The sequence below is a fragment of the Streptomyces sp. NPDC007905 genome, assembly GCF_042959345.1.
Taxonomy (GTDB): Bacteria; Actinomycetota; Actinomycetes; order Streptomycetales; family Streptomycetaceae; genus Streptomyces.
Genome location: NZ_JBIBKS010000002.1, coordinates 159,104 through 182,457, shown reverse-complemented (window position 1 = coordinate 182,457; position 23,354 = coordinate 159,104). Strand labels below are relative to the sequence as shown.

Annotated in this window: 17 protein-coding genes; 8 read left to right on the top strand and 9 right to left on the bottom strand. The window is 68.4% G+C overall.

The window, feature by feature from the left end; genetic code table 11:
• Positions 1–76: 76 nt before the first annotated feature.
• Positions 77–2,443, bottom strand: coding sequence for a murein biosynthesis integral membrane protein MurJ (murJ, locus tag ACFZDC_RS04475; protein ID WP_391320020.1), 2,367 nt, complete (start codon positions 2,441–2,443; stop codon positions 77–79).
• 46 nt (positions 2,444–2,489) lie between these two features.
• Positions 2,490–4,862, bottom strand: a complete 2,373-nt coding sequence (locus ACFZDC_RS04470; protein ID WP_391320018.1) for a DUF6049 family protein — start codon at positions 4,860–4,862, stop codon at positions 2,490–2,492.
• Positions 4,863–5,119: 257 nt separating this feature from the next.
• On the opposite strand from ACFZDC_RS04470, the gene ACFZDC_RS04465 reads away from it, so the two are divergent.
• Positions 5,120–6,562 (top strand): CCA tRNA nucleotidyltransferase, encoded by a 1,443-nt coding sequence (locus ACFZDC_RS04465; RefSeq protein ID WP_391320016.1) that lies wholly within the window; start codon positions 5,120–5,122, stop codon positions 6,560–6,562.
• A 45-nt stretch (positions 6,563–6,607) separates the two neighbouring features.
• On the opposite strand, the gene ACFZDC_RS04460 is transcribed toward ACFZDC_RS04465, so the two are convergent.
• From ACFZDC_RS04460 to ACFZDC_RS04450, 3 genes are all read right to left on the bottom strand, one after another.
• A complete protein-coding gene (locus ACFZDC_RS04460; protein ID WP_391320014.1) occupies positions 6,608–7,918 on the bottom strand; it encodes an MFS transporter in 1,311 nt (436 codons plus the stop codon).
• A 135-nt stretch (positions 7,919–8,053) separates the two neighbouring features.
• Complete coding sequence (locus ACFZDC_RS04455; protein WP_391320012.1) at positions 8,054–9,136, bottom strand: inositol-3-phosphate synthase; 1,083 nt, start codon at positions 9,134–9,136, stop codon at positions 8,054–8,056.
• 43 nt (positions 9,137–9,179) lie between these two features.
• Complete coding sequence (locus ACFZDC_RS04450) at positions 9,180–9,863, bottom strand: helix-turn-helix transcriptional regulator (RefSeq protein WP_391320010.1); 684 nt, start codon at positions 9,861–9,863, stop codon at positions 9,180–9,182.
• 362 nt (positions 9,864–10,225) lie between these two features.
• Here ACFZDC_RS04450 and ACFZDC_RS04445 point away from each other — a divergent pair, with 362 nt between their 5' ends.
• Positions 10,226–12,889, top strand: a complete 2,664-nt coding sequence (locus ACFZDC_RS04445; RefSeq protein ID WP_391320008.1) for a transglycosylase domain-containing protein — start codon at positions 10,226–10,228, stop codon at positions 12,887–12,889.
• 129 nt (positions 12,890–13,018) lie between these two features.
• On the top strand, positions 13,019–14,551 hold the full coding sequence (locus ACFZDC_RS04440) for a glycosyltransferase 87 family protein (RefSeq protein WP_391320006.1): 1,533 nt from the start codon (positions 13,019–13,021) through the stop codon (positions 14,549–14,551).
• 90 nt (positions 14,552–14,641) lie between these two features.
• Here the strand turns inward: ACFZDC_RS04440 and ACFZDC_RS04435 are convergent, their stop codons facing one another.
• The 3 genes from ACFZDC_RS04435 to ACFZDC_RS04425 form a co-directional block, all read right to left on the bottom strand.
• On the bottom strand, positions 14,642–15,673 hold the full coding sequence (locus ACFZDC_RS04435; protein ID WP_391320004.1) for an alanine racemase: 1,032 nt from the start codon (positions 15,671–15,673) through the stop codon (positions 14,642–14,644).
• 83 nt (positions 15,674–15,756) lie between these two features.
• Positions 15,757–16,878 carry a peptidoglycan bridge formation glycyltransferase FemX gene (gene femX, locus ACFZDC_RS04430; protein WP_391320002.1) on the bottom strand — a complete coding sequence of 374 codons (1,122 nt, stop codon included), beginning with the start codon at positions 16,876–16,878 and terminating at the stop codon, positions 15,757–15,759.
• A 177-nt stretch (positions 16,879–17,055) separates the two neighbouring features.
• Complete coding sequence (locus ACFZDC_RS04425; RefSeq protein ID WP_391320000.1) at positions 17,056–17,373, bottom strand: hypothetical protein; 318 nt, start codon at positions 17,371–17,373, stop codon at positions 17,056–17,058.
• A gap of 264 nt (positions 17,374–17,637) precedes the next feature.
• On the opposite strand from ACFZDC_RS04425, the gene rpsF reads away from it, so the two are divergent.
• The 4 genes from rpsF to rplI all read left to right on the top strand — a co-directional run bounded on the left by rpsF (position 17,638) and on the right by rplI (position 19,334).
• Positions 17,638–17,928 (top strand): 30S ribosomal protein S6, encoded by a 291-nt coding sequence (gene rpsF / locus ACFZDC_RS04420; RefSeq protein WP_369390496.1) that lies wholly within the window; start codon positions 17,638–17,640, stop codon positions 17,926–17,928.
• 75 nt (positions 17,929–18,003) lie between these two features.
• Positions 18,004–18,591, top strand: a complete 588-nt coding sequence (locus tag ACFZDC_RS04415; protein ID WP_391319998.1) for a single-stranded DNA-binding protein — start codon at positions 18,004–18,006, stop codon at positions 18,589–18,591.
• 41 nt (positions 18,592–18,632) lie between these two features.
• Positions 18,633–18,869, top strand: a complete 237-nt coding sequence (gene rpsR, locus ACFZDC_RS04410) for a 30S ribosomal protein S18 (protein WP_003949403.1) — start codon at positions 18,633–18,635, stop codon at positions 18,867–18,869.
• A gap of 18 nt (positions 18,870–18,887) precedes the next feature.
• Entirely contained in the window at positions 18,888–19,334 is a 447-nt protein-coding gene (gene rplI, locus ACFZDC_RS04405; RefSeq protein ID WP_030938854.1) for a 50S ribosomal protein L9, read from the top strand.
• Positions 19,335–19,476: 142 nt separating this feature from the next.
• On the opposite strand, the gene ACFZDC_RS04400 is transcribed toward rplI, so the two are convergent.
• Positions 19,477–20,814, bottom strand: a complete 1,338-nt coding sequence (locus ACFZDC_RS04400) for an MATE family efflux transporter (RefSeq protein WP_391319996.1) — start codon at positions 20,812–20,814, stop codon at positions 19,477–19,479.
• Between the two features lie 458 nt (positions 20,815–21,272).
• Between ACFZDC_RS04400 and dnaB the strand changes: the two genes are divergently transcribed.
• Positions 21,273–22,751 carry a replicative DNA helicase gene (dnaB, locus tag ACFZDC_RS04395; protein ID WP_391319994.1) on the top strand — a complete coding sequence of 493 codons (1,479 nt, stop codon included), beginning with the start codon at positions 21,273–21,275 and terminating at the stop codon, positions 22,749–22,751.
• Positions 22,752–23,354 lie beyond the last annotated feature (603 nt).

Sequence of the window (23,354 nt, the reverse complement as noted above, 5' to 3'; positions counted from 1 at the left end):
GAAACCAATTGTGCCCACAGTCCGCCGCTATGCACGACACACAGCGGCGGACGATGGTTGTGCGCCTACCCCCGCCTCAGCGCCCCAGACGCCCGCGCACCATTCCCACGAGCGAGTTCAGTTCCTCGATCCGCATCCTGCGGGCGGCCACGAAGAAGACGCCGAGCAGCATCGCTCCGCCCACGAACAGCGCGGCGAAGGAGCCGACGACGCCCTGACCGAGAGTGTGCCCGATGCCGTAGCAGGCCGCGCCGCTGAGCAGGGCCGCCGGCACCGAGGCGATACCGAGCCGCGCGTAGGTCCGCAGCACCCGTGCGCCGTCCAGGTCACCACCGAGCCGCTTGCGCAGCCGCCGCCAGGCGACGCCCACACCGATCGCGTAGGCGAGTCCGTACGCCGCGGCCATGCCGGCGACCGCCCAGCGGGGCGGCAGCAGGAAGTAGCAGAGCGCCGAGGCGCCTGCGTTGACCGCGGCGACGATGACGGTGTTGTAGAAGGGCGTGCGGGTGTCCTCGTAGGCGTAGAAGGCGCGCAGGACCACGTACTGCACGGAGTACGGGATCAGGCCGAGACCGAAGGCCATCAGCATGTAGCCCATGTTGGTCGCCTCGTTGGTGCCCGAGGAACCGAAGATCAGCGTGCACATCGGGATGCCGAGCGAGACGAAGCCGAAGGCGATGGGGACGATGGCGACGGCGGTCGTCCGCAGGCCCTGGGAGATGTCGTCGCGGACGGCACCGCCGTCGCCCTCGGCGGCCGAACGCGAGATGCGGGGCAGCAGCGCGGCCATCAGGGACACCGTGATGATGGCCTGCGGCAGACCCCAGATCAGCTGGGCGTTGGCGTAGGCGGCGAAACCAGTGCCGGCGATGGCGGAGTCCTTGCCCGCGGCGGTGGACAGCTGGGTCACGATCATCGCGCCGGCCTGGTTGGCGAGGACGAAGAGGACCGTCCACTTGGCGAGCATCGCGGCCTTGCCCAGACCGTGGCCCTTCCAGTCGAACCGCAGCCGGATCCGGAAGCCGGTCTCGCGCAGGTACGGGATCATCGCGAGGGCCTGTACGACCAGACCGAGCAGTACCCCGACGCCGAGGAGCCGCTGGCCCTGGGGCGGGATGCTGGTGACGGTCATGTGGGAGTTGGCAGCGCTGCCGTAGACCCAGATGAACATGCCGAGCGTCACGATGATGACGACGTTGTTCAGCACCGGGGTCCACATCATCGCGCCGAACTTGCCGCGCGCGTTGAGGATCTGACCCATCACCACGTGGATGCCCATGAAGAAGATCGAGGGCAGGAAGTAGCGGGTGAAGGTGACGGCCACGTCGTTGGCCGCCGGGTTGGTGGCGACCGGGTTCGACAGCATCCGGACCAGGAGCGGCGCGGCGAGCATCGCGAGCCCGGTCAGCGCGGCCAGGGCCGCCATCACGAGGGTCAGCAGCCGGTTGGCGAAGGACTCACCGCCGTCCTCGTCCTCCTTCATGGCCCGCACCAGCTGGGGCACGAAGACGGAGTTGAGGCCACCGCCGACGGTGAGGATGTAGATCATCGTCGGAAGTTGGTAGGCGACCTGGAAGGAGTCGCCGAGGAAGCCGAGGCCCAGTGCCGAGACGATCAGCGCGGAGCGGATGAAACCGGTGAGCCGGGAGACCATCGTGCCGGCCGCCATGACGGCGCTGGACTTCAGCAGCCCCGAGGCGCGCCCGCCCTTCTTCGTGGCGGGAGCCGCAGGTGCCGAGGCCTCGGCAGGAGCGGACGGACCCGCGGGATCGGGCGCCGCGGCCGGGGCCGGCACGGGGGGCTGCGCCGGGTTTCCGGCGGCGGGACCGGCCTGATAGGCAGCCTCGGCGTACTGGTTCGCGTGCTGCGGGCTCTGGGCGTGCGGGGCCGCCGGATACGGCCCTACGGGGCCCTGCCCACCGCCCGTGGCCACGGCCGGGCCGGGGACGGCGGGAGGGTCCATGGGCCCGGGCCCGCCACCTTGCTGCTGGTCGCGGAAGAGGTGCGCGAAGGCGTCCGGCTCGTGATACTCCTCACCGGAGTGCGAAACCAGGTCGTCCACGCCCACGAACTGGGTCGTACGAGGGTCGTCGCCGTGCGGCAGGTACTGGGTGGCGCCGCCGTCCGGCTCCGGTGCAGGGGTGTGGGCCCACACGCGAGGGTCGGGAGCGTACGGCGACTGGGCCGGCGGGGCGTACAGCGGCGGCTGCGGCTCGTACGTGCCCGGGGGCGGCGGAGGATGCGCGGCACGGTCGTAGAGCGCCTCGGCGACCGGGTCCTGGGCGGCCAGATCCTGCGCCCGGTAGGGGTCCTGGTCGTAGGCGTCCTGGAGGTACATGTCCGCCGCGTGCTGCGGCGGCACCTGGCCGGGCTCCGGCGGCGGCTCGGGGTAGCCCGAGCCGGCCGCGCCCTGGCCGCGGTCACCGTCGTACGGCGCGTTCATGGTTACCCCACCTCATCGTCCCGGGCCACACCGGCCACGACATCGCTCAACGGTCCACTCTCTCACCCGTCCCGGACGGGTCGGCGCTTTCCGGTGCGGTGTCCGGCGCAGGGTCACTCGGCTGCTCCGGGTCGTCTGCCCCGGAGGGGGCAGCGGACTCCTCATGGAGACGGTCCCCGGGGGCGCTGGGGTTCCCCGGCCCGTCACCGGTTTCCTCCCCGGCGCCGGCGGCCTCCGGGCCGTCGTCCTCGGCCTGGCGGGCGGCCGCGCGCTTGCGCTGGGTGTACATCCGGAAGCCGGCGAGGACGAGGAGGAGGACGCCGCCGCCGATGACCAGCATGACGGTGGGCGTGACCTCGGTGACCTTCACGTCGAAGCTGACGGGGTCGCCGTACTCCTGGCCGTCCTCGGTGTACAGCTGGGCGAAGACCGTGACCCGGCCGTTGGCGTTGGCCGACGTGGTGAACTTCACGGACTGGCTGTGCCCGCCGGAGATTTCGACGCGCTGCTCGTAGTAGGCCTTGCCACCGATCTTCAGACGGGTCGGCATCGTCGAGGTGAGCCGCAGCACCAGGTGGCTCACGGGCTGGACCAGGTTGTTCTGCACGGTCACCGGGATGGTGGCGCTGCGCCCGGAGAGCTTGGTCTCGGACTTGTCGATCAGTTTGACCTGGTCGGTGAGGTGGTCGAGCCAGGTCTCGACGTCGTCCCGGAAGTTCTCCGCCTCCGCACCGCGCCCTCGCCACGACGTGGACATCTCACGGTTTATGGCCAGCCCGAACGGAGTGACCACGCGTGACTGGTCGCTGAGGATGACCTTGAAGTTGTCGAGCTTGTCCTGCGTGCTCGCGATCTGCTCGAAGGCCGCCCGCGGTAGTTCCTGCCTGCGCAGCGAGGAGGGATACGCGGACGTGGAGGGGATGCGCGTGGCGGCGTTCGGGTCGGGCTTGTCCTTGGCTGCCGCGGTGAGGTTCTGCGACTGGGCCCAGGTCCCGTCCTGGAGCGCCTTCAGCGCCGCTGCCATCGCCTGGGCCTGGCTCGGCGACGGCATGCGCTGCGGGGCGACGACGATGCTGCGCTGCTCATCCGTCTGCGCGTTCACCTCCAGACTCTGGGCCAGGAACTTCTGCACGGCCAGCGTGGCCGAGTCCGCCGTGGTCAGGTCGCCCTCGAAGGCCGTGGACAGCCGTGCGTCGGCCACCACCGCCGTCGTACCGCCGCCGACCGGACGGGCGGCGGAAGGGGTGTAGGACAGCCCGGCGGTCTCCTGGAGGCTGTCGCTGCGGGCGATCACCCGGTCGGCACCGGCGGAGGTAGCGACCTTCATGATCGACGGATCCACGGCGCCTTCCACGGGCCAGGCGAAGTCGGTGCTGGGGGTGACGTGAAGCACGGACTTCACTGTGGTGGCGGCGACGTCGGTGGCGTCCTTGATGTGGCTGAGCGAGCCGGTGACGCTGGTGCCGCTGTGCGCGAGGGAGGCCAGGTCGGGGTCGGCGAAGGGCAGCGCGACGACTTCCTTGCCCGCCACGGCCTTCTGCAGGTTCACCAGCCACTGCTTGGCGACCGCCTGGTGGGTGCCGGCCGTGGTGCTGCCGCCGTCGCCCTGGAGCCGGTAGTTGCCCGCCATGGCGTCCACCGACGCCAGCAGGTCCGGGTCGATCACCCAGGTGACGTCGAGGTCCTTGCCCAGTTCCAGCATCTGGGCCAGCCGGCCGCCCGGAGCGATCTCCTTGGCCAGGTCGTCATTGAGGAAGACCGGTGTCTGCAGCTCGCCGGCGCCGGTCCTGGCCGTCATGTGGGCCGAGGAGATCAGCGGCCACAGGAACGTCGTCTTCGTCTTCGTGTCGGCCTCGGAGGGCTGCCACGGCAGGAACGTCCGCTTGATGCCGAGCACCTGCTCCCAGGGCCGAGCCGAGGTCTGGCCGGACAAGGAGACCCCGAACGCGTAGACGCCGTCCTCGCCGAGGTCCAGCTTGTCCACCGGGACGGAGATGCTGAAGTGCTCCGCGACGCCCGGGGTGAGCTTGGCGAACTGCTCCTCGTACTGGCCGCCGATCTCGGAGCCGGTACCGCTCGGGAGGTCATCGGAGTGCCGACCGATGGCGTCGATCGCCGAACGCGTGTTGAGCAGGGGACCCACCCGCAGGCCCACGTGGGCGCCGGTGACGTTCTGCTTGCCGTTGTTGGTCACCGTGCCGGACACGGTCAGCGTGTCCCCGTCCGTGGGGGCGCTGGGGCTGAGTGAGTCCAGCGAGACGGACACCGGGGCCGGGGAGGCTGCCTGTGCCGGCCCCGCGGCGGGCAGCTGGAGAAGCCCGGCCAGCAGGGGCGCCCCGGCGAGCAGTGCTCCGGTACGCCGCAGCCACCGGCGGGCAGGTGAGGCACTGGTCCCCTGGAAGTCAGCCGCCTCGGCCACGCGCTCGCCCGTCCCTCGTCGTCGTCAGTGGTCGTCGGAATGTGCGTCCACGCATGGTAACGATGTGCGCTGAGGGGAAGTGCCGCGGTCTGCTCCACAAGATCGTGGGACAGCGGCGACCTGTCCGCTGTATCCAGTATCGAGGAGAGAGCGGGCGTACGCCGTAAGTGCAGCCCTTGTACGGGTATGGCGGCAGGGGTCCACTCCTGCCGAATGGAGGCGCCCCAGGCCGCCGGGGCCACGTACCCTCTTCTGTTGTGCCGAACCCCAACGATGACACTCCCTCTGCCCTGAGCCAGGCGCAGCACCGTGCTGTGAGCGAGCTGCTGCGGGTGGCCCCCGTCGCAGACGATCTCGCCCGCCGCTTCCAGGAGGCCGGGTTCTCGCTCGCCCTGGTGGGTGGCTCGGTCCGCGACGCGCTGCTCGGCCGGCTCGGCAACGACCTGGACTTCACCACCGACGCGCGCCCCGAGGACGTACTGAAGATCGTGCGTCCATGGGCGGACGCCGTCTGGGAGGTCGGGATCGCGTTCGGCACTGTCGGCGCGCACAAGGGCGGCTACCAGATCGAGATCACGACCTACCGGTCGGAGGCGTACGACCGCACCTCACGCAAGCCCGAGGTGGCGTACGGCAACTCCATCGAGGAGGATCTGGTCCGCCGCGACTTCACGGTCAACGCCATGGCCGTGGCGCTGCCGGAGAAGGACTTCATCGACCCGCACGGAGGCCTCGAGGACCTCGCGGCCCGGGTGCTGCGTACCCCCGGCACGCCCGAGGAGTCGTTCTCGGACGATCCGCTGCGGATGATGCGGGCCGCCCGGTTCGCCGCCCAGCTGGACTTCGAGGTCGCCCCCGAGGTCGTCACCGCGCTGACGGAGATGGCCGGGCGGATCGAGATCGTCTCGGCCGAGCGGGTCCGGGACGAGCTGAACAAGCTGGTCCTCTCCGCGCATCCGCGCAAGGGCCTGACCCTGCTGGCCGACAGCGGACTCGCCGACCACGTCCTGCCCGAGCTCCCGGCCCTGCGTCTGGAGAGTGACGAACACCACCGGCACAAGGACGTGTACGAGCACACGTTGATCGTGCTGGAGCAGGCGATCGCGCTGGAGGAGGACGGCCCCGATCTGACACTGCGGCTGGCCGCGCTGCTGCACGACATCGGCAAGCCGCGTACGCGCCGCTTCGAAAAGGACGGCCGGGTCTCGTTCCACCACCATGAGGTGGTCGGCGCGAAGATGACCAAGAAGCGCATGACGGCCCTGAAGTACTCCAACGAGCTGGTGAAGGACGTCTCACGTCTGGTCGAACTCCACCTGCGCTTCCACGGCTACGGCACCGGCGAGTGGACGGATTCGGCGGTGCGCCGTTACGTCCGTGACGCGGGCCCGCTCCTGGACCGCCTGCACAAGCTGACCCGCTCCGACTGCACCACACGGAACAAGCGGAAGGCGGCGGCGCTGTCACGGGCTTACGACGGCCTGGAGGAGCGCATCTCCCAGCTCCAGGAGCAGGAGCAGCTGGACTCGATCCGCCCGGACCTCGACGGTAACCAGATCATGGAGATCCTGGGTATCGGCCCCGGCCCCGTCATTGGCAAGGCGTACAAGCACATGCTGGAGCTACGCCTGGAGAACGGCCCGATGGAGCACGATGCGGCGGTGGCGGCGCTCAAGGAATGGTGGGCCGCACAAGGCTGAGCCGTGTGCCAGGGTCATGTTTCACGTGAAACACGGCCCGAGGCCCTATCGAGGGGGCGATGTTTCACGTGAAACATCGCCCCCTTTGTGGTCTCGGTGTGTTTCGAAGCGGGACATGGTCACAGCGATGCCGCCATAGAGCAGGGCGACGAGAATCACCAGCGCCGTCGAGCGGCCGTCCGGGGGAAGCATCAGGGCGGCCACTCCGGCAGCGCCGACGAAGGCCACATTGAAGAGGACGTCGTACACGGAGAAGATCCGGCCCCGGAAGCCGTCCTCGACCGACGCCTGGATGATCGTGTCCGTGGCGATCTTGGCGCCTTGGGTGATGAGTCCGAGGACAAAGGCAGCTACCAGCAGGGGGCCGGTGGCGAACGGGAGGCCGAGCGCGGGTTCCAGGACCGCGGCCGCGCCGGAGCAGGTCACGATCCAGCGGCCGGGGCCGATCCGTCCCACCGCCCATGGCGTCACCACGGCGGCCGCGAAGAACCCCGCACCGGACACCGCCAGCGCGAGTCCGAGCAGCCGAAGGCCGTCGGCGGGGGTCGCGGAGAGGGCGTATCGGCACAGCACCAGCAGGAGGACGAGCAGCGCGCCGTAGCAGAAGCGCATGAGCGTCATCGCTGCCAGTGCCCAGGCTGCTTCCCGGCGCCGGGGCTCGGCCAGATGCCTGACGGCCGCGAGCAGAGCGCGTGCGGTGTTGGCGAGTGCGGTCCTCAGGTGGGGCCGGGCCGGCTCCCGGTCGGGGCCGAGCAGCGTGGGAGCCACACTCAGCGAGGCGAGAGCGGCGCACAGGTAGAGGAAAGCGCCGAGCAGGACCACTGCGGCATCGGAGCCCGACGCCACGAGCCGTACCGCGAAGGCGAGGCCGCCGCCGGCGGTCACGGCGAGCGTTCCGGCCGTCGGGGACAGGGAGTTTGCGAGTACCAGGCGCTCGGTGTCGACCACGCGCGGCAGGGCGGCGGACAGTCCGGCGAGGATGAAGCGGTTGACGGCCGTGACGCACAGCGCCGAGAGGTAGAACAGCCAGTCCGGGACGTGGCTGACCATCAGTACGGCGGTCGCCGCTGCCAGCAGCGCCCGCAGCAGGTTGCCGTACACGAAAACCTGTCGGCGCCGCCAGCGGTCCAGCAGGACACCCGCGAAGGGGCCGACCAGTGAGTAAGGGAGCAGCAGGACCGCCATCGCCGAGGCGATCGCCGTGGCCGAGGTCTGTTTCTCCGGGGAGAAGACGACGTACGCGGCGAGCGCGACCTGATAGACGCCGTCGGCTCCCTGGGAGAGAAGACGTACGGACAGCAGGCGTCGGAAGTCGCGTAGGCGCAGCAGGACGCGCAGGTCACGGACGACGGGCATGACGCACAGCCTCACACATGCAGAGGGTCCCCGGGCCAGGAAACCCGGGGACCCTCACAGCCCTGGCAGGAGCGTTCTCTTCGGCGCGGTTGGCGCACTGCGCTGTGTCGAGCTAGCGCACTGCGCTGTGTCGAGCTAGCGCTCGACGTCGCCGCGGATGAACTTCTCGACGTTCTCGCGGGCCTCGTCGTCGAAGCACTGGACCGGCGGGGACTTCATGAAGTAGCTCGAAGCGGAGAGGATCGGGCCGCCGATGCCGCGGTCCTTGGCGATCTTCGCGGCGCGCAGGGCGTCGATGATGACACCCGCGGAGTTCGGGGAGTCCCAGACCTCGAGCTTGTACTCCAGGTTCAGCGGGACGTCACCGAAGGCGCGGCCCTCGAGGCGGACGTAGGCCCACTTGCGGTCGTCCAGCCAGGCGACGTAGTCGGACGGGCCGATGTGCACGTTCTTCTCGCCGAGGTCCCGGTCGGGGATCTGGGAGGTGACGGCCTGCGTCTTGGAGATCTTCTTGGACTCCAGGCGCTCGCGCTCGAGCATGTTCTTGAAGTCCATGTTGCCGCCGACGTTCAGCTGCATCGTGCGGTCCAGGATGACACCGCGGTCCTCGAACAGCTTCGCCATCACGCGGTGCGTGATGGTGGCGCCGACCTGGGACTTGATGTCGTCACCGACGATCGGCACACCGGCCTCGGTGAACTTGTCCGCCCACTCCTTGGTGCCGGCGATGAAGACCGGGAGGGCGTTGACGAAGGCGACCTTGGCGTCGATGGCGCACTGGGCGTAGAACTTCGCCGCGTCCTCGGAGCCGACGGGCAGGTAGCACACCAGGACATCGACCTGCTTGTCCTTGAGGACCTGTACGACGTCGACCGGTTCGGCGTCGGACTCCTCGATGGTCTCGCGGTAGTACTTGCCGAGACCGTCGAGGGTGTGGCCGCGCTGGACGGTGACACCGGAGGTGGGCACGTCGCAGATCTTGATGGTGTTGTTCTCGGAGGCGCCGATCGCGTCCGCGAGGTCGAGGCCCACCTTCTTGGCGTCGACGTCGAACGCGGCGACGAACTCGATGTCGCGCACGTGGTAGTCACCGAACTGCACGTGCATCAGGCCGGGGACCTTGGCCGCCGCGTCGGCGTCCTTGTAGTACTCGACTCCCTGTACCAGCGACGCCGCGCAGTTGCCCACGCCGACGATGGCTACGCGAACCGAACCCATTCCGGTTGCTCCCTGTGTGTACGAGTGAGGCCCTGCGTGGGTCTCACGTGGCGGTGTCGTCGGGCGTATCCGTGCCGGAGGTGTCCCCGGCACGGGGCAGGCCGCCCGCCGATCCAGATGTGATGTCCTGCTGAGCGGACCCCCCGGATGCGGAACCACTCAGGTCCCGACCGGCCCGTTCGCTCTCGATGAGCTCGTTCAGCCAGCGCACTTCGCGCTCCACGGACTCCATCCCGTGGCGCTGGAGCTCAAGCGTGTAGTCGTCGAGGCGCTCCCGGGTGCGTGCCAGGGAGGCGCCCATCTTCTCCAGGCGCTCCTCCAGGCGGCTGCGCCGGCCCTCCAGCACGCGCATGCGCACATCGCGCGACGTCTGCCCGAAGAAGGCGAACCGTGCGGCGAAGTGCTCGTCCTCGTACGCGTCTGGCCCGGTCTGCGAGAGCAGCTCCTCGAAGTGCTCCTTACCTTCCGCCGTCAACCGGTAGACGATCTTCGCGCGGCGGCCGGCGAGCGGAGCGGCGAGGGCGTCCTCGTGGGTGCTGCCCGGTTCCTCGATCAACCAGCCGTTGGCGACTAGCGTCTTGAGACAGGGGTACAGGGTCCCGTAGCTGAACGCCCGGAAGACACCCAGAGACGTGTTGAGTCGTTTGCGCAGCTCATAGCCGTGCATCGGGGACTCGCGCAGCAGCCCGAGTACGGCGAACTCAAGGATGCCGGAACGCCGGCTCATGATCGCCCCCTTCGGTCCGCTGCGACCTTATCTCACCCTGATGTATCGACTCGATACATCACGACGATAGAACGGCCTTCCGCACGCGACAAGGGGGAGGACGGTGAACGGGATCACATCACCGATTCGTAGGAGGTGAGTTGCCTGTTTTGAGGCGAACTTCGAGGCTCGGACGGTTTTGACGGTGCGTAGTCTGTGCGGCATGCACACCACCGGGAACCAAGTGACGCTGGGGGGCGTCGTTGTCCCCGGTGCAGTACGGGTGAATGCGGAACCGACCTCATCCGTACTTCGGGGGGACCGGAAACCAGCCGCCGTTTCCAGGCGCGCACGGGTGCGCCTGCCCGAGGAGTAATCGTTCGATGAGCGAGCACCGTCGCAAACCGCCGCAGCCGCAGGGAGGCGGACGTGCCGCGGCCCGACGCGGTCAGTCCGGCTCGTCCTCCGGCCGCAGTGCGGCACCGCGAGGCGCCACCGGGTCTTCTGCCGACTCCTATGGGCCGAGTTCCTATGGGTCGGACTCCTACGGCTCGGGAGGTGAAGAGCGCCCCTACAGCGGCCGGGCCGAGGCACGCCGGGCGGCGCAGAGAGGCGGCGGCCGACGCAAGGCCGCCGACAACGCACCCCCGGGTGGCCGGCGCGGCGGCCCGGGCGGGGCGACCGGCCCCGGGCGTGGCAGAGGCCGTGCCACGACGGCTCCCGGTGAGAAGCGGTTCATCGACTATCCGCGGGCGGGCAAGTACGGATGGCACCGCTGGGTGCCGTCCTGGAAGCTCGTCTCCGGGCTGTGCATCGCCTTCTTCGGCAGCCTGGTCGCGATGGTCGGTATCGGCTTCGCGATGGTGCAGGTCCCCAATGAGAACCTCGCAGCCCAGTCACAGAACAACGTCTACTACTGGGCCGACAAGACGCAGATGGTGGCCACCGGCACGGGTGTGAACCGCCAGAACGTCACCATCGACAAGATCCCCGAGGCCATGCAGTGGGCCGTGATCTCGGCGGAGAACAAGAGCTTCTACCAGGACTCGGGCGTCGACCCCATGGGTATCGCGCGGGCCCTGGCCAACATGGCGCGAGGCGGTCAGACGCAGGGTGGTTCGACCATCACCCAGCAGTTCGTCAAGAACACGTACCTCAGCCAGGACCAGACCATCACCCGTAAGTTCAAGGAGATGTTCATCTCCATCAAGGTGGGCACGAAGTTCAGCAAGCCGCAGATCCTGCAGGGTTACCTGAACACCTCGTACTACGGCCGCGGCGCCTACGGCATCCAGGCCGCCGCGCAGACCTACTACGGCGTCGACGCGGTCAAGCTCACGCCGAGCCAGTGCGCCTTCCTCGCCGCGCTTCTGAAGGGTCCGACGTACTACGACCCGGCCGGCAACGCCGACCTCGACAAGGCGGCGACCCCCGACGCCAACCGCAAGCGTTCCGAGGAACGCTGGTCCTGGATCCTCAGCGAGATGCACAAGGACAAGCACCTCACGGACGTCCAGTACCAGGAAGCCATCAAGAAGTACCCCGACCCCCAGGGCCGCAAGGCCACCAAGGGCATGACCGGCCAGATCAGCTACCTGGCCGACACGGCGAAGAAGTACGTCCTCAACCACTCCCACATCACGGAGGCGGAGTTCGACCAGGGCGGCTACCAGATCTACACGACCTTCAAGAGGGACAAGGTCAACGCCCTGAGCGCCGCCGTGAAGAAGATCCAGAAGCAGCGACTCGACCCGAAGCACCGCAGCCTGGACAAGTACGTCCAGTTCGGTGCGGCGTCGGTGGTCCCCAGGGACGGTGCGATCGTCGCTCTCTACGGCGGTGACGGCTACGAGAACGGCCACTTCACCAACAATGCCGACACCTCCGGTGTCCCCGTCGGTTCGACGTGGAAGCCGTTCGTACTGGCCGCGGCGATGGAGTACGGCACGTACAAGTCCGACGGCGTGGGCATCTCGCCGCTGAGCAAGTACAACGGCAACGACCATCTCAAGGTCAGAAGGCCGGACGGGTCGTACTACCTCAACAAGGACAACTCGTACTTCTTCCAGAACAACGAGAGTCCTCACCGATGGGGTTACATCACTCTGCGCAAAGCGATGGAGCAGTCCATCAACACGCCGTTCGTGCAGCTCGGCGTCGATGTGGGGATGTCCCGGGTCCGTGATGTCGCGCGATCGGCCGGCATCCTCGACCAGAGCATGTCGCAGGACCTCAACCCGTCGTTCGCCATCGGAACCTCGACGCCCAGCGCGATCCGCATGGCCGACGCCTACGCGACCTTCGCGGCATCCGGCAAGCAGGTGGACCCGTACTCGGTGACCGCTGTCAAGAAGGACGGCGCGGACCAGCCCGACTTCGTCAGGCCCAAGGGGGTGAAGCAGGCGATGGCCGCGAAGATCGCCAACAACGTCACGGACGTCCTGGAGAACGTCATCCAGAACGGTACGGGTCAGAACGCCAAGGCCCTGGGCCGTACGGCGGCGGGCAAGACCGGTACCACCGACAAGAACAAGTCGGCCTGGTTCGTCGGCTACACCCAGCAGCTGTCGACTTCCGTGGCGATGTTCCGCGAGAACCCCAAGGACCACAAGCTGCTGTCCATGAACGGCACCGCCGGGGTGGACTCCATCCACGGTGGTGACATCCCGACGTCGGTGTGGACCGAGTACATGAAGGCCGCGCTGAAGAACGCGAACGACCCCGGCTTCCCGGAGGCCGAGGTGATCGGTGACGTCCAGGACGAGGCGGGTGCGCCCACCCCGACTCCGTCGGTCACCATCACGCCCAGCGCGACGCCGAGTGACTCGCCGAGCCCGACACCGAGCGAAACGGCCACGTCCCCGTCTCCGTCGCCGAGCCAGTCCTGCCAGTTCGGCTGGGGCAACAACTGCACCGGCAATGGCGGCACAGGAAACGGTGGCACGGACGGGGGGACGACACCCACGCCGACAGTCACGGACACCACCGGGACCGGCAACACCAGAGGAAATGGCAACGGAGGCATCTTCGCAGGTCAAAATGGCTAGCACGGCTATGTGACCGATGGCCGGTCATATCGCCCGTCAAGGATGTTTCACGTGAAACGCGGGCCGCCGCACCCACGAGGTGCGGCGGCCCTCGGCGTTTTCCTAGGCTGGTACGGCAGGATGTGTCCCATGCCCAGTGCAGAGATGACGCCCACCGGCGTGCACGAGCCCGAGCCTGTGCGGTCCTCCGGTGCAGAGCCGGTGCGGCCGACCAGGGAGGACGAGGTTGCCGCGGCCGGGAGCGAGCTGATCGGTGGCCCCATCGGGCGACGTGCCCTGCTCGGGACGACGTGGTGGACTCCCGTGCGGGTGGTCACGCTCGTCATGATCGGCATGTTCGCGCTCGGCCTCGTCCAGAAGGCGCCCTGCTACCACAGCGCCTGGTTCTTCGGTGCGAGCTCCCAGTACACGCACGCCTGCTACTCGGACATTCCGCACCTGTACCAGGGGCGCGGCTTCGCCGATGGGCTGGTGCCGTACTTCGACAGGCTTCCGGGCGACATGGACTACCTCGAATACCCGGTGCTGACCGGTGTCTTCATGGAGGTGGCCGCCTGGCTCACACCCGGCAGCGGCACCATCCAGCACCAGGAGCAGTGGTACTGGTTCGTCAACGCCGGGATGCTGATGGTGTGCGCGGCCATCATCGCCGTCTGTGTGGCCGGCACCCACCGCCGACGGCCGTGGGACGGGCTGCTGGTCGCTCTGGCGCCGGCCTTCGCCCTCACCGCCACCATCAACTGGGACCTGCTCGCGGTGGCCCTGACGGCCGCCGCGATGCTGATGTGGTCCCGGGGCCGGGCTCTGGCCTTCGGGGTCCTCCTGGGGCTCGCCACGGCCGCCAAGCTCTATCCCGTCGTACTGCTCGGCCCGCTGCTCGTCCTGTGCTGGCGGGCCGGGCGGTGGCGGGAGTACTTCCAGGCCGTGGGCGGAGCCGTCGTGGCCTGGCTGGTCGTGAACCTGCCCGTGATGCTCTTCGCCTTCCAGGGCTGGTCGAAGTTCTACTCGTTCAGCCATGACCGGGGCGTCGACTTCGGCTCCTTCTGGCTGATCTGGGCACAGAACTCCAGCCACCCGCCCACCACCGACTTCGTCAACACCGCGGCCACCGTGCTGGTGGTGCTGTGCTTCCTCGGTATCGCGGCGCTGACGTTCACCGCTCCGCGCAGGCCGCGCTTCGCCCAGCTCGCCTTCCTGATGGTGGCGGCCTTCATCCTCACCAACAAGGTCTACTCCCCGCAGTACGTCCTCTGGCTCGTGCCGCTGGCGGTCCTCGCCCGGCCCAAGTGGCGGGACTTCCTGATCTGGCAGGCGTGCGAGGTGGCGTACTTCCTGGGCATCTGGATGTACCTCGCCTACACGACCAGCGGAGACGCCCACAAGGGCCTGCCGACGCAGGGCTACCACTGGGCGATCGCGGTTCATCTGCTGGGCACGCTGTACCTGTGCGCCGTCGTCGTACGGGACATCCTCATGCCCGAGCGGGACGTGGTGCGCCGGGCCGAGGACGACGACCCCTCGGGTGGGGCCCTCGACGGCGCGGAGGACGTCTTCGTGCTCGGCGCGGCGGCCCATCCCCCGCGGCACGCCGCGCACTTCGAGGCGCCTCAGGTGGACTGGGGAAGGCCCGAACCGCCGCCGCCCGGGGAGCGTTCGCTCTGAGCGAACAACCCCTCGGTCAGCCCCGGTGGAGCATGCGGAAGGCCGTACACGAGCGCTTCGTGTACGGCCTTCGCGGTTCGGTGGCCCGGACTAGCGGTCCACGATCCGGTCGAACTGAGTGGTGGTGTGCCGCAGATGGGCCACCAGCTCGTCACCGACCTTCGGCTCGGGGGCGTCCGACGGGACGAACAGGATCGACACCTGCATGTGCGGCGGTTCGGCGAACCAGCGCTGCTTGCCGCCCCAGACGAACGGCGAAAGGTTCCGGTTCACCGTGGCGAGGCCGGCCCGGGCGACACCCTTGGCGCGCGGCATGACGCCGTGCAGGGCCTTCGGTGCCTCCAGGCCCACCCCGTGCGACGTACCGCCCGCCACGACCACCAGGAAGCCGTCCGAGGCCGCCTTCTGCTGCCGGTAGCCGAAGCGGTCGCCCTTGGCCACCCGCGTGACGTCCAGGACGGCGCCGTGGTACTCGGTGGCCTCGTGGTCCCCCAGCCACAGCCGCGTACCGATGCGGGCGCGGAACCGCGTCTGCGGGAACTGCTGCTGGAGCCGGGCCAGTTCATCGGCCTTGAGGTGGCTGACAAACATGGTGTGCAGCGGCAGCCGGGCCGCGCGCAGCCGGTCCATCCAGCCGATGACCTCCTCGACGGCGTCCGAGCCGTCGGTGCGGTCCAGCGGCAGGTGGATGGCGAAGCCCTCCAGCCGGACATTCTCAATGGCCTGGTGCAGCTGCGGCAGGTCCTGCTCGCTGATGCCGTGCCGCTTCATCGAGGACATCACCTCGATGACGACACGGGCGCCCACGAGGCCGTACACGCCGTCGACCGACGACACCGACCGGACCACCCGGTCCGGCAGCGGGACCGGCTCCTCGCCGCGCCGGTACGGCGTCAGCACCAGCAGGTCACCGCTGAAGAAGTCCTTGATGCGTGCGGCCTCGTAGGTGGTGCCGACGGCGAGGATGTCCGAGCCCAGCCGGGTGGCCTCCTCCGCCAGCCGTTCGTGTCCGAAGCCGTAGCCGTTGCCCTTGCAGACCGGGACAAGTCCCGGGAACTGCTCCTGCACGTGCTTGTGGTGCGCCCGCCAGCGCGCGGTGTCGACGTAAAGCGTGAGCGCCATGGCCGGACCCGGGACCTTTCTCGTGGCTGCGGTGGATCAGGGGTGGGAGAGGTGTGAAGGCTATGGAATCAAACGCCCGCGGCTCAGCGGCGCGACATGTAGATGTCGAGCGCCTTGTGGAGCAGCTTGTTCAGCGGGAAGTCCCACTCGCCGAGGTACTCGGCGGCCTGCCCACCGGTGCCGACCTTGAACTGGATCAGGCCGAACAGGTGATCCGTCTCGTCCAGCGAGTCGGAGATGCCGCGCAGGTCGTAGACGGTGGCGCCGAGCGCGTAGGCGTCGCGCAGCATCCTCCACTGCATCGCGTTCGAGGGCCGGACCTCACGGCCGATGTTGTCGGAGGCGCCGTAGGAGTACCAGACGTGCCCGCCGACGATCAGCATGGTCGCTGCGGACAGGTTCACGCCGTTGTGGCGCGCGAAGTACAGCCGCATGCGGTTGGGGTCCTCGGTGTTGAGGGCCGTCCACATGCGCTGGAAGTACGACAGCGGCCGGGGCCGGAAGTGGTCGCGCACAGCCGTGATCTCGTACAGCCGCTGCCACTCGGCCAGATCCTGGTAGCCGCCCTGGACGACCTCGACGCCGGCCTTCTCGGCCTTCTTGATGTTGCGGCGCCACAGCTGGTTGAAGTTCTTGTGGACGTCTTCCAGGGAGCGGTTGGCCAGCGGCACCTGGAAGACGTAGCGCGGCTGCACGTCGCCGAAGCCGGCGCCGCCGTCCTCACCCTGCTGCCAGCCCATCCGGCGCAGCTTGTCGGCCACTTCGAAGGCGCGCGGCTCGATGAAGTCGGCCTCCATGTCGCGCAGGCGCTTCACGTCCGGGCTCTGGATGCCCTTCTTGATTGTTTCCGCGTTCCAGCGACGGATGATCACCGGCGGCCCCATCTTCACGGAGAAGGCACCCTGCTGCTTGAGGTGGGCCAGCATCGGCTGGATCCAGTCGTCCAGGTTCGGCGCGAACCAGTTGATGACCGGGCCCTCGGGGAGGTAGGCGAGGTAGCGCTTGATCTTGGGCAGTTGGCGGTAGAGGACCAGGCCGGCGCCGACCATCTCGCCGGTGCGCTCGTCGAACCAGCCGAGGTTCTCCGCGCGCCACTCCGCCTTCACATCGGCCCAGGACGGGACCTGCATGTGGCTCGCCGCCGGCAGGCTCTGGATGTAGGCCAGATGTTGCTCGCGGCTGATGGTCCTCAGGGTCAGGCTCATGTCGGGGCGCTCCTCGGGCTGGTGTGTCCCCATGGGTTCAGGGGCTCCGGCTCTCGCGCCGAAGCCTACTGCGCCTCGCGAGCGCCCCGGCTGGGCGTACGACACCTTCGCCGCGGCGTGGGCCGCCGAGGCGTCTGCACGGTGCGGGGGAAGTTGTCGGTCCGGCGGTGGGCGGGGTCAGCCGATGAGCCCGCCGAACAGCCCGCCGTTCGCCATGCCGAGCATGAAACCGACGCCGGAGGCACCGAGACCCAGGATCAGACCGAAGCGCTCGCGCGTGGTCACCGAGATCCACTGCCCGTACGCGCCGACGACGAGCCCCACCAGGCCGGCCCAGGAGCTGATCAGGTGCAGGCTGTGGAAGAAGGACGTGACGAGGGCCAGCACCCCGAGGACCAGCGTCACCGCCATCAGGGTGTCCTGAAGCGGATGAGGCTTGCCGTCGGTGGCGAAGAGGGATCCGGCGGTGTTGGGTCGCAATGCCTGTTGTGCCATGAGGCACCTCCTGCGGATCGCGGCGCACTGTAGCGCCATACACACCCGATGTGTACAGACTGACGGTCCCCACGCCCGGATTTCAACCGGAAGCAGGTCTGCGGGTAGTCTGTACCGTCTGCACCGGTGTCTGCCCAGATCCGCGGCGGGGATTCCCAGCGGAACCCCCGATTGTCAGTGGCGGCCGATACCGTTGCGTACGCATCACAACCCTCCTGCCACGGAACGACCGTGGCCGCTGAGTCCAAAGGAGGTGGGTTCCACATGCGTCACTACGAGGTGATGGTCATCCTCGACCCCGATCTGGAGGAGCGCGCTGTCGCCCCCCTGATCGAGAACTTCCTCTCCGTCGTCCGTGAGGGCAACGGCAAGGTGGAGAAGGTCGACACCTGGGGCCGTCGTCGTCTCGCGTACGAGATCAAGAAGAAGCCCGAGGGCATCTACTCGGTCATCGACCTGCAGGCCGAGCCTGTGGTCGTGAAGGAGCTCGACCGCCAGATGAACCTGAACGAGTCGGTCCTCCGGACCAAGGTCCTCCGTCCCGAGACCCACTGAGCTCTGCCGCTCAGTTGATCTCGGGTTTCGAGTAGCACCAAGCAGCCAGCAGCAAACCCGCCGAGAGGTTCCCCCATGGCAGGCGAGACCGTCATCACGGTCATCGGCAATCTTGTCGACGACCCCGAGCTGCGCTTCACCCCGTCCGGTGCGGCGGTCGCGAAGTTCCGCGTCGCGTCCACTCCCCGCACCTTCGACCGTCAGACCAACGAGTGGAAGGACGGCGAGAGCCTGTTCCTGACCTGCTCGGTCTGGCGTCAGGCGGCGGAGAACGTCGCCGAGTCGCTCCAGCGAGGCATGCGCGTCATCGTGCAGGGCCGGCTGAAGCAGCGGTCCTACGAGGACCGTGAGGGCGTCAAGCGCACGGTCTACGAACTGGACGTCGAGGAAGTCGGCGCCAGCCTGCGCAGCGCCACGGCCAAGGTCACCAAGACCGCCGGTGGCGCTCGCGGTGGCCAGGGCGGTTACGGCGGCGGCGGTGGCGGCCAGGGTGGCGGCGGCTGGGGCGGAGGCCCCGGCGGCGGCCAGCAGGGCGGCAGCGCTCCTGCCGACGACCCGTGGGCGACCGGCGCTCCCGCCGGTGGCAACCAGGGCGGCGGCGGCTGGGGCGGAAGCTCCGGCGGCGGCGGCGGTGGCGGCTACTCGGACGAGCCCCCCTTCTAGGGGCTCGCATCCCCACTTCTTGATCACACAGGAGAATCACCATGGCGAAGCCGCCTGTGCGCAAGCCGAAGAAGAAGGTCTGCGCTTTCTGCAAGGACAAGGTCACGTACGTGGACTACAAGGACACGAACATGCTGCGGAAGTTCATTTCCGACCGCGGCAAGATCCGTGCCCGCCGCGTGACCGGCAACTGCACGCAGCACCAGCGTGACGTCGCCACGGCCGTGAAGAACAGCCGTGAGATGGCGCTGCTGCCCTACACGTCCACCGCGCGATAAGGGAAGGGTGACCGACACATGAAGATCATCCTCACCCACGAGGTCTCTGGCCTCGGTGCCGCCGGCGACGTCGTCGACGTCAAGGACGGTTACGCTCGCAACTACCTCATCCCGCGGAAGTTCGCTATCCGCTGGACCAAGGGTGGCGAGAAGGACGTCGAGCAGATCCGCCGCGCCCGCAAGATCCACGAGATCCAGACCATCGAGCAGGCCAACCAGGTCAAGGCCCAGCTCGAGGGCGTGAAGGTCCGTCTGGCCGTCCGCTCCGGCGACGCCGGCCGTCTCTTCGGTTCCGTCACCCCGGCCGACATCGCTTCCGCGATCAAGGCTTCCGGTGGCCCCGAGGTCGACAAGCGCCGCATCGAGCTCGGTGCGCCGATCAAGACCCTGGGCGCCCACGAGACGTCCGTGCGTCTGCACCCCGAGGTTGCCGCCAAGGTCAACATCGAGGTCGTCGCGGCGTAACGCTGCGCTCGGCTCAAGCAGCTGAGAGAGGGGCCGCCCCCAGTGGGGGTGGCCCCTCTTCGTGTTCGGCATCGGGGTTCGCCGGGCGCGGGGCGCGGCATGTTTCACGTGAAACCGGGGTGGCCCAAGCCGGGTGGTCTGCTCAGCGGGTCGCGCCCGTCACGATCCATCTGCCCGAGCGGGCCCGCAGCCACAGGGTGAGCATGCGGACCGTCATCATCAGGGTCATGGCCGCCCAGAGCGCGGTGAGGCCTCCGCCCAGCGTGGGGATGAGCAGCGCCACCGGAGAGAACACTGCCAGGGTGATCACCATCGCCCAGGCCAGATACGGCCCGTCCCCGGCACCCATCAGGACGCCGTCCAGGACGAAGACCATCCCGCAGATGGGCTGGGAGAGGGCCACCATCAGCAGTGCGGGCAGGGCGACGCCCCTGACCACGGAATCGCTGGTGAACAGCGGGAGGAACAGCGGCCTGGCGGCCACCACGAGCAGGCCGAGTACGACACCGGTGGCGATGCCCCACTGGACCATGCGGCGGCAGGCCTCGCGGGCGCCCCGGGCATCGCTCGCGCCCAGGTAGCGGCCGATGATGGCCTGCCCGGCGATGGCGATCGCGTCGAGGGCGAAGGCCAGCAGGCTCCACAGGGACAGGATGATCTGGTGGGCGGCGATGTCGGCGTCGCCGAGGCGTGCCGCGACAGCAGTGGCAAGCATGAGGATCGCCCGCAGGGACAGCGTCCGGACGAGCAGCGGAACACCGGCCTGGGCCGAGGCCCGGATGCCGGAGGCGTCCGGACGCAGGGACGCCCCGTGTCGGCGGGCCCCGCGAACGACCACGGTCAGATAGACGGCCGCCATGCCGCACTGTGCGATGACGGTGCCCCAGGCGGAGCCGGCGATGCCGAGTCCGACGCCGTAGACCAGGCCCGCATTGAGCCCGGCGTTGGCAACGAAGCCTGCGACGGCGACGTACAGCGGGGTCTTGGTGTTCTGCAGGCCGCGCAGCACACCGGTGGCGGCAAGCACGATCAGCATGGCCGGGATGCCGAGTGAGGAGATGCGCAGGTACGTGGTGGCGTAAGGTGCCGCGGTGGTGGATGCGCCGAACAGGTCTACGATCCCCGGGGCCAGGGGAAGGACGAGCGCGATGACCGCCGCTCCCAGGAGCAGTGCGAGCCAGATGCCGTCCATGCCCTGACGGATGGCCGCTTGGAGATCGCCGGCGCCGACGCGCCGGGCCACGGCGGCTGTGGTGGCGTAGGCGAGGAAGACGAAGACACTCACGGCGGTGGTGAGGAGAGCCGAGGCGACACCGAGACCGGCGAGCTGTGCGGTGCCGAGGTGGCCGACGATCGCGCTGTCCGCCATGACGAACAGAGGCTCGGCGACGAGTGCGCCGAAGGCCGGGACGGCCAGCGCGATGATCTCTCGGTCGTGCCGACGCCCGGTGGCCTGGGGGATCGCTGGGGCCTGCGTCATGGCCACTAATGTAACCGTCCACAGGTAAGAGATGCAAAGTAGTACTGGCCCTTACCTAAGCTCCCGACGCGTCTGCATGTGCACACCGTTCGGGGCGATCTTGGCCCGAGCGGGGAAGTTTTTCTTCTGCACAGGCGGTGGAGGATAAAAGTCCAGTTCAGAGCGTTGCGCCCGGTGTGATCGAGGGCTTGTTCACAGGGCTGTCCACCGGGTCGTGCACAGGTTTCGGCGGGTTCTCCACAGCATCCGGGCCGTCGTCCACATGGCCTGTGGATAACCAGATTGGCTGACGGTGCCGACGGGCCTACCGTTGTCCGGCGCCCGCTCCTTCCGTCGACCCGGGAAACCTCACAAATCCGACGCGTCAGTACCGGAGTTGGGCCTCTCATTTGTCAGTGTCGTGCCGTACAACAGAGGGCACGGCGAGGTCCGCCGTGCGGACGGGAGGAGGTGGCTCGGTGAGCATTTCCGAGCCCTTGGACGATCCGTGGGCCGACACCGGACCCAGCGATCGTCTGCCCGCCTCCCGTCGGCGAAGCGATGGCGGCCGGGGCCGTGACGAACAGCACGACCGGGGCCGGGAAAGCGGAGGCTGGGACGGCGGGGGCTCCTCCTTCGAGCGGGTACCGCCGCAGGACCTGGACGCCGAGCAGTCCGTCCTGGGCGGCATGCTGCTGTCCAAGGACGCCATCGCCGACGTCGTCGAGATCCTCAAGGGCCACGACTTCTACAAGCCGGCGCACGAGACCATCTACCAGGCGATCCTCGACGTCTACGCGAAAGGCGAGCCGGCCGACCCCATCACCATCGCCGCCGAACTCACCAAGCGCGGCGAGATCAACAAGGTCGGCGGCGCCGCCTATCTGCACAGCCTGGTCCAGACCGTGCCGACGGCCGCGAACGCGGAGTACTACGCGGAGATCGTCCACGAACGGGCCGTCCTGCGCCGCCTGGTCGAGGCCGGCACGCGCATCACCCAGATGGGATACGCGGCGGACGGCGACGTCGACGAGATCGTCAACCGGGCCCAGGCCGAGATCTACGCGGTCACCGAACAGCGCACCAGCGAGGACTACCTGCCGCTCGGCGACATCATGGAGGGCGCCCTCGACGAGATCGAGGCGATCGGCTCGCGCAGCGGCGAGATGACGGGTGTGCCCACCGGCTTCACGGACTTCGACTCGCTGACGAACGGCCTGCACCCGGGCCAGATGATCGTCATCGCGGCCCGTCCCGCCATGGGTAAGTCGACGCTCGCGCTGGACTTCGCACGGGCCGCCTCGATCAAGAACAACCTTCCCAGCGTCATCTTCTCGCTGGAAATGGGCCGCAATGAGATCGCGATGCGTCTCCTGTCCGCCGAGGCCCGCGTCGCCCTGCACCACATGCGGTCCGGCACGATGACCGACGATGACTGGACCCGGCTGGCCCGCCGCATGCCGGACGTCTCGGCCGCACCGCTGTACATCGACGACTCCCCGAACCTGTCGATGATGGAGATCCGTGCCAAGTGCCGGCGGCTGAAGCAGCGCAACGACCTGAAGCTGGTCGTCATCGACTACCTCCAGCTGATGCAGTCCGGCGGTTCCAAGCGCGCCGAGAGCCGTCAGCAGGAGGTCTCGGACATGTCCCGTAACCTCAAGCTGCTCGCCAAGGAGCTGGAGCTCCCGGTCATCGCGCTCTCCCAACTGAACCGTGGCCCCGAGCAGCGGACCGACAAGAAGCCCATGGTCTCCGACCTGCGTGAGTCCGGCTCCATCGAGCAGGACGCCGACATGGTCATCCTGCTGCATCGCGAGGACGCCTACGAGAAGGAGTCCCCGCGGGCGGGCGAGGCCGACCTCATCGTCGCCAAGCACCGAAACGGTCCCACGGCGACCATCACCGTCGCCTTCCAGGGCCACTACTCCCGCTTCGTGGACATGGCCCAGACCTGATCCGTTCCGGTGTGGGATCCCGGAAGCCGTGGCCGAATCTCACGATACCGATGGCCACTCGATGGCCGGTGGGCCACCAATCTGAGACAGGCCGGTCGAAGCGCTCACCCTTGGGCTGACGAAGTGCCCAGTCGCGGTCGCCAGGCGTCGGCTCGGTTCGCCAACGAGTTCGTAGGACTCCGTCGTTGTCGGGTATGACAGCAGTGCACAGAGGCGCACGTTCACCCGTATATCCAGGCATGAGCGCGGCGGCATGAGCACGGGATATCCGGGCGGTCAGTTCGGGGAACTCGTCCTCTTCGGCGATGGCACTACGGATGTTGCCGTCGTCGTCCTGCCACACGCCTTCGACGAGGCCATCAGCGGACAGGGCTCACGACGGCATCGATGTCGGTGGACAGGGATGGCCAGACGGCGAGACGGCCCCGGGGAGCCAGTCCCACGCGAACGGGGTCGATGGTGTCGCTGGTGAGGCGGTGCCATCGTGAGGCACCGTCGAGACACGTCTCTTCCACGGCCGGTGACGACTGCCCTGTGCAGGTCGGCCCGGAAGTCGTCATCGCCGGGCCGCTGGATGACCTGCTCTTCCTCCTCGGCCTCGAA

Excerpts from the sequence above, each read along its gene's own strand:
- ACFZDC_RS04425 (WP_391320000.1), bottom strand. The coding sequence starts at position 17,373 with ATGGCACAACAGGCATTGCGACCCAACACCGCCGGATCCCTCTTCGCC.
- ACFZDC_RS04460 (WP_391320014.1), bottom strand. The coding sequence starts at position 7,918 with ATGCCCGTCGTCCGTGACCTGCGCGTCCTGCTGCGCCTACGCGACTTC.
- ACFZDC_RS04435 (WP_391320004.1), bottom strand. The coding sequence starts at position 15,673 with ATGGCGCTCACGCTTTACGTCGACACCGCGCGCTGGCGGGCGCACCAC.
- ACFZDC_RS04455 (WP_391320012.1), bottom strand. The coding sequence starts at position 9,136 with ATGGGTTCGGTTCGCGTAGCCATCGTCGGCGTGGGCAACTGCGCGGCG.
- rpsR (WP_003949403.1), top strand. The coding sequence starts at position 18,633 with ATGGCGAAGCCGCCTGTGCGCAAGCCGAAGAAGAAGGTCTGCGCTTTC.
- femX (WP_391320002.1), bottom strand. The coding sequence starts at position 16,878 with ATGAGCCTGACCCTGAGGACCATCAGCCGCGAGCAACATCTGGCCTAC.
- murJ (WP_391320020.1), bottom strand. The coding sequence starts at position 2,443 with ATGAACGCGCCGTACGACGGTGACCGCGGCCAGGGCGCGGCCGGCTCG.
- ACFZDC_RS04445 (WP_391320008.1), top strand. The coding sequence starts at position 10,226 with ATGAGCGAGCACCGTCGCAAACCGCCGCAGCCGCAGGGAGGCGGACGT.
- rpsF (WP_369390496.1), top strand. The coding sequence starts at position 17,638 with ATGCGTCACTACGAGGTGATGGTCATCCTCGACCCCGATCTGGAGGAG.
- ACFZDC_RS04400 (WP_391319996.1), bottom strand. The coding sequence starts at position 20,814 with ATGACGCAGGCCCCAGCGATCCCCCAGGCCACCGGGCGTCGGCACGAC.
- rplI (WP_030938854.1), top strand. The coding sequence starts at position 18,888 with ATGAAGATCATCCTCACCCACGAGGTCTCTGGCCTCGGTGCCGCCGGC.
- ACFZDC_RS04450 (WP_391320010.1), bottom strand. The coding sequence starts at position 9,863 with ATGAGCCGGCGTTCCGGCATCCTTGAGTTCGCCGTACTCGGGCTGCTG.
- ACFZDC_RS04440 (WP_391320006.1), top strand. The coding sequence starts at position 13,019 with ATGCCCAGTGCAGAGATGACGCCCACCGGCGTGCACGAGCCCGAGCCT.
- ACFZDC_RS04415 (WP_391319998.1), top strand. The coding sequence starts at position 18,004 with ATGGCAGGCGAGACCGTCATCACGGTCATCGGCAATCTTGTCGACGAC.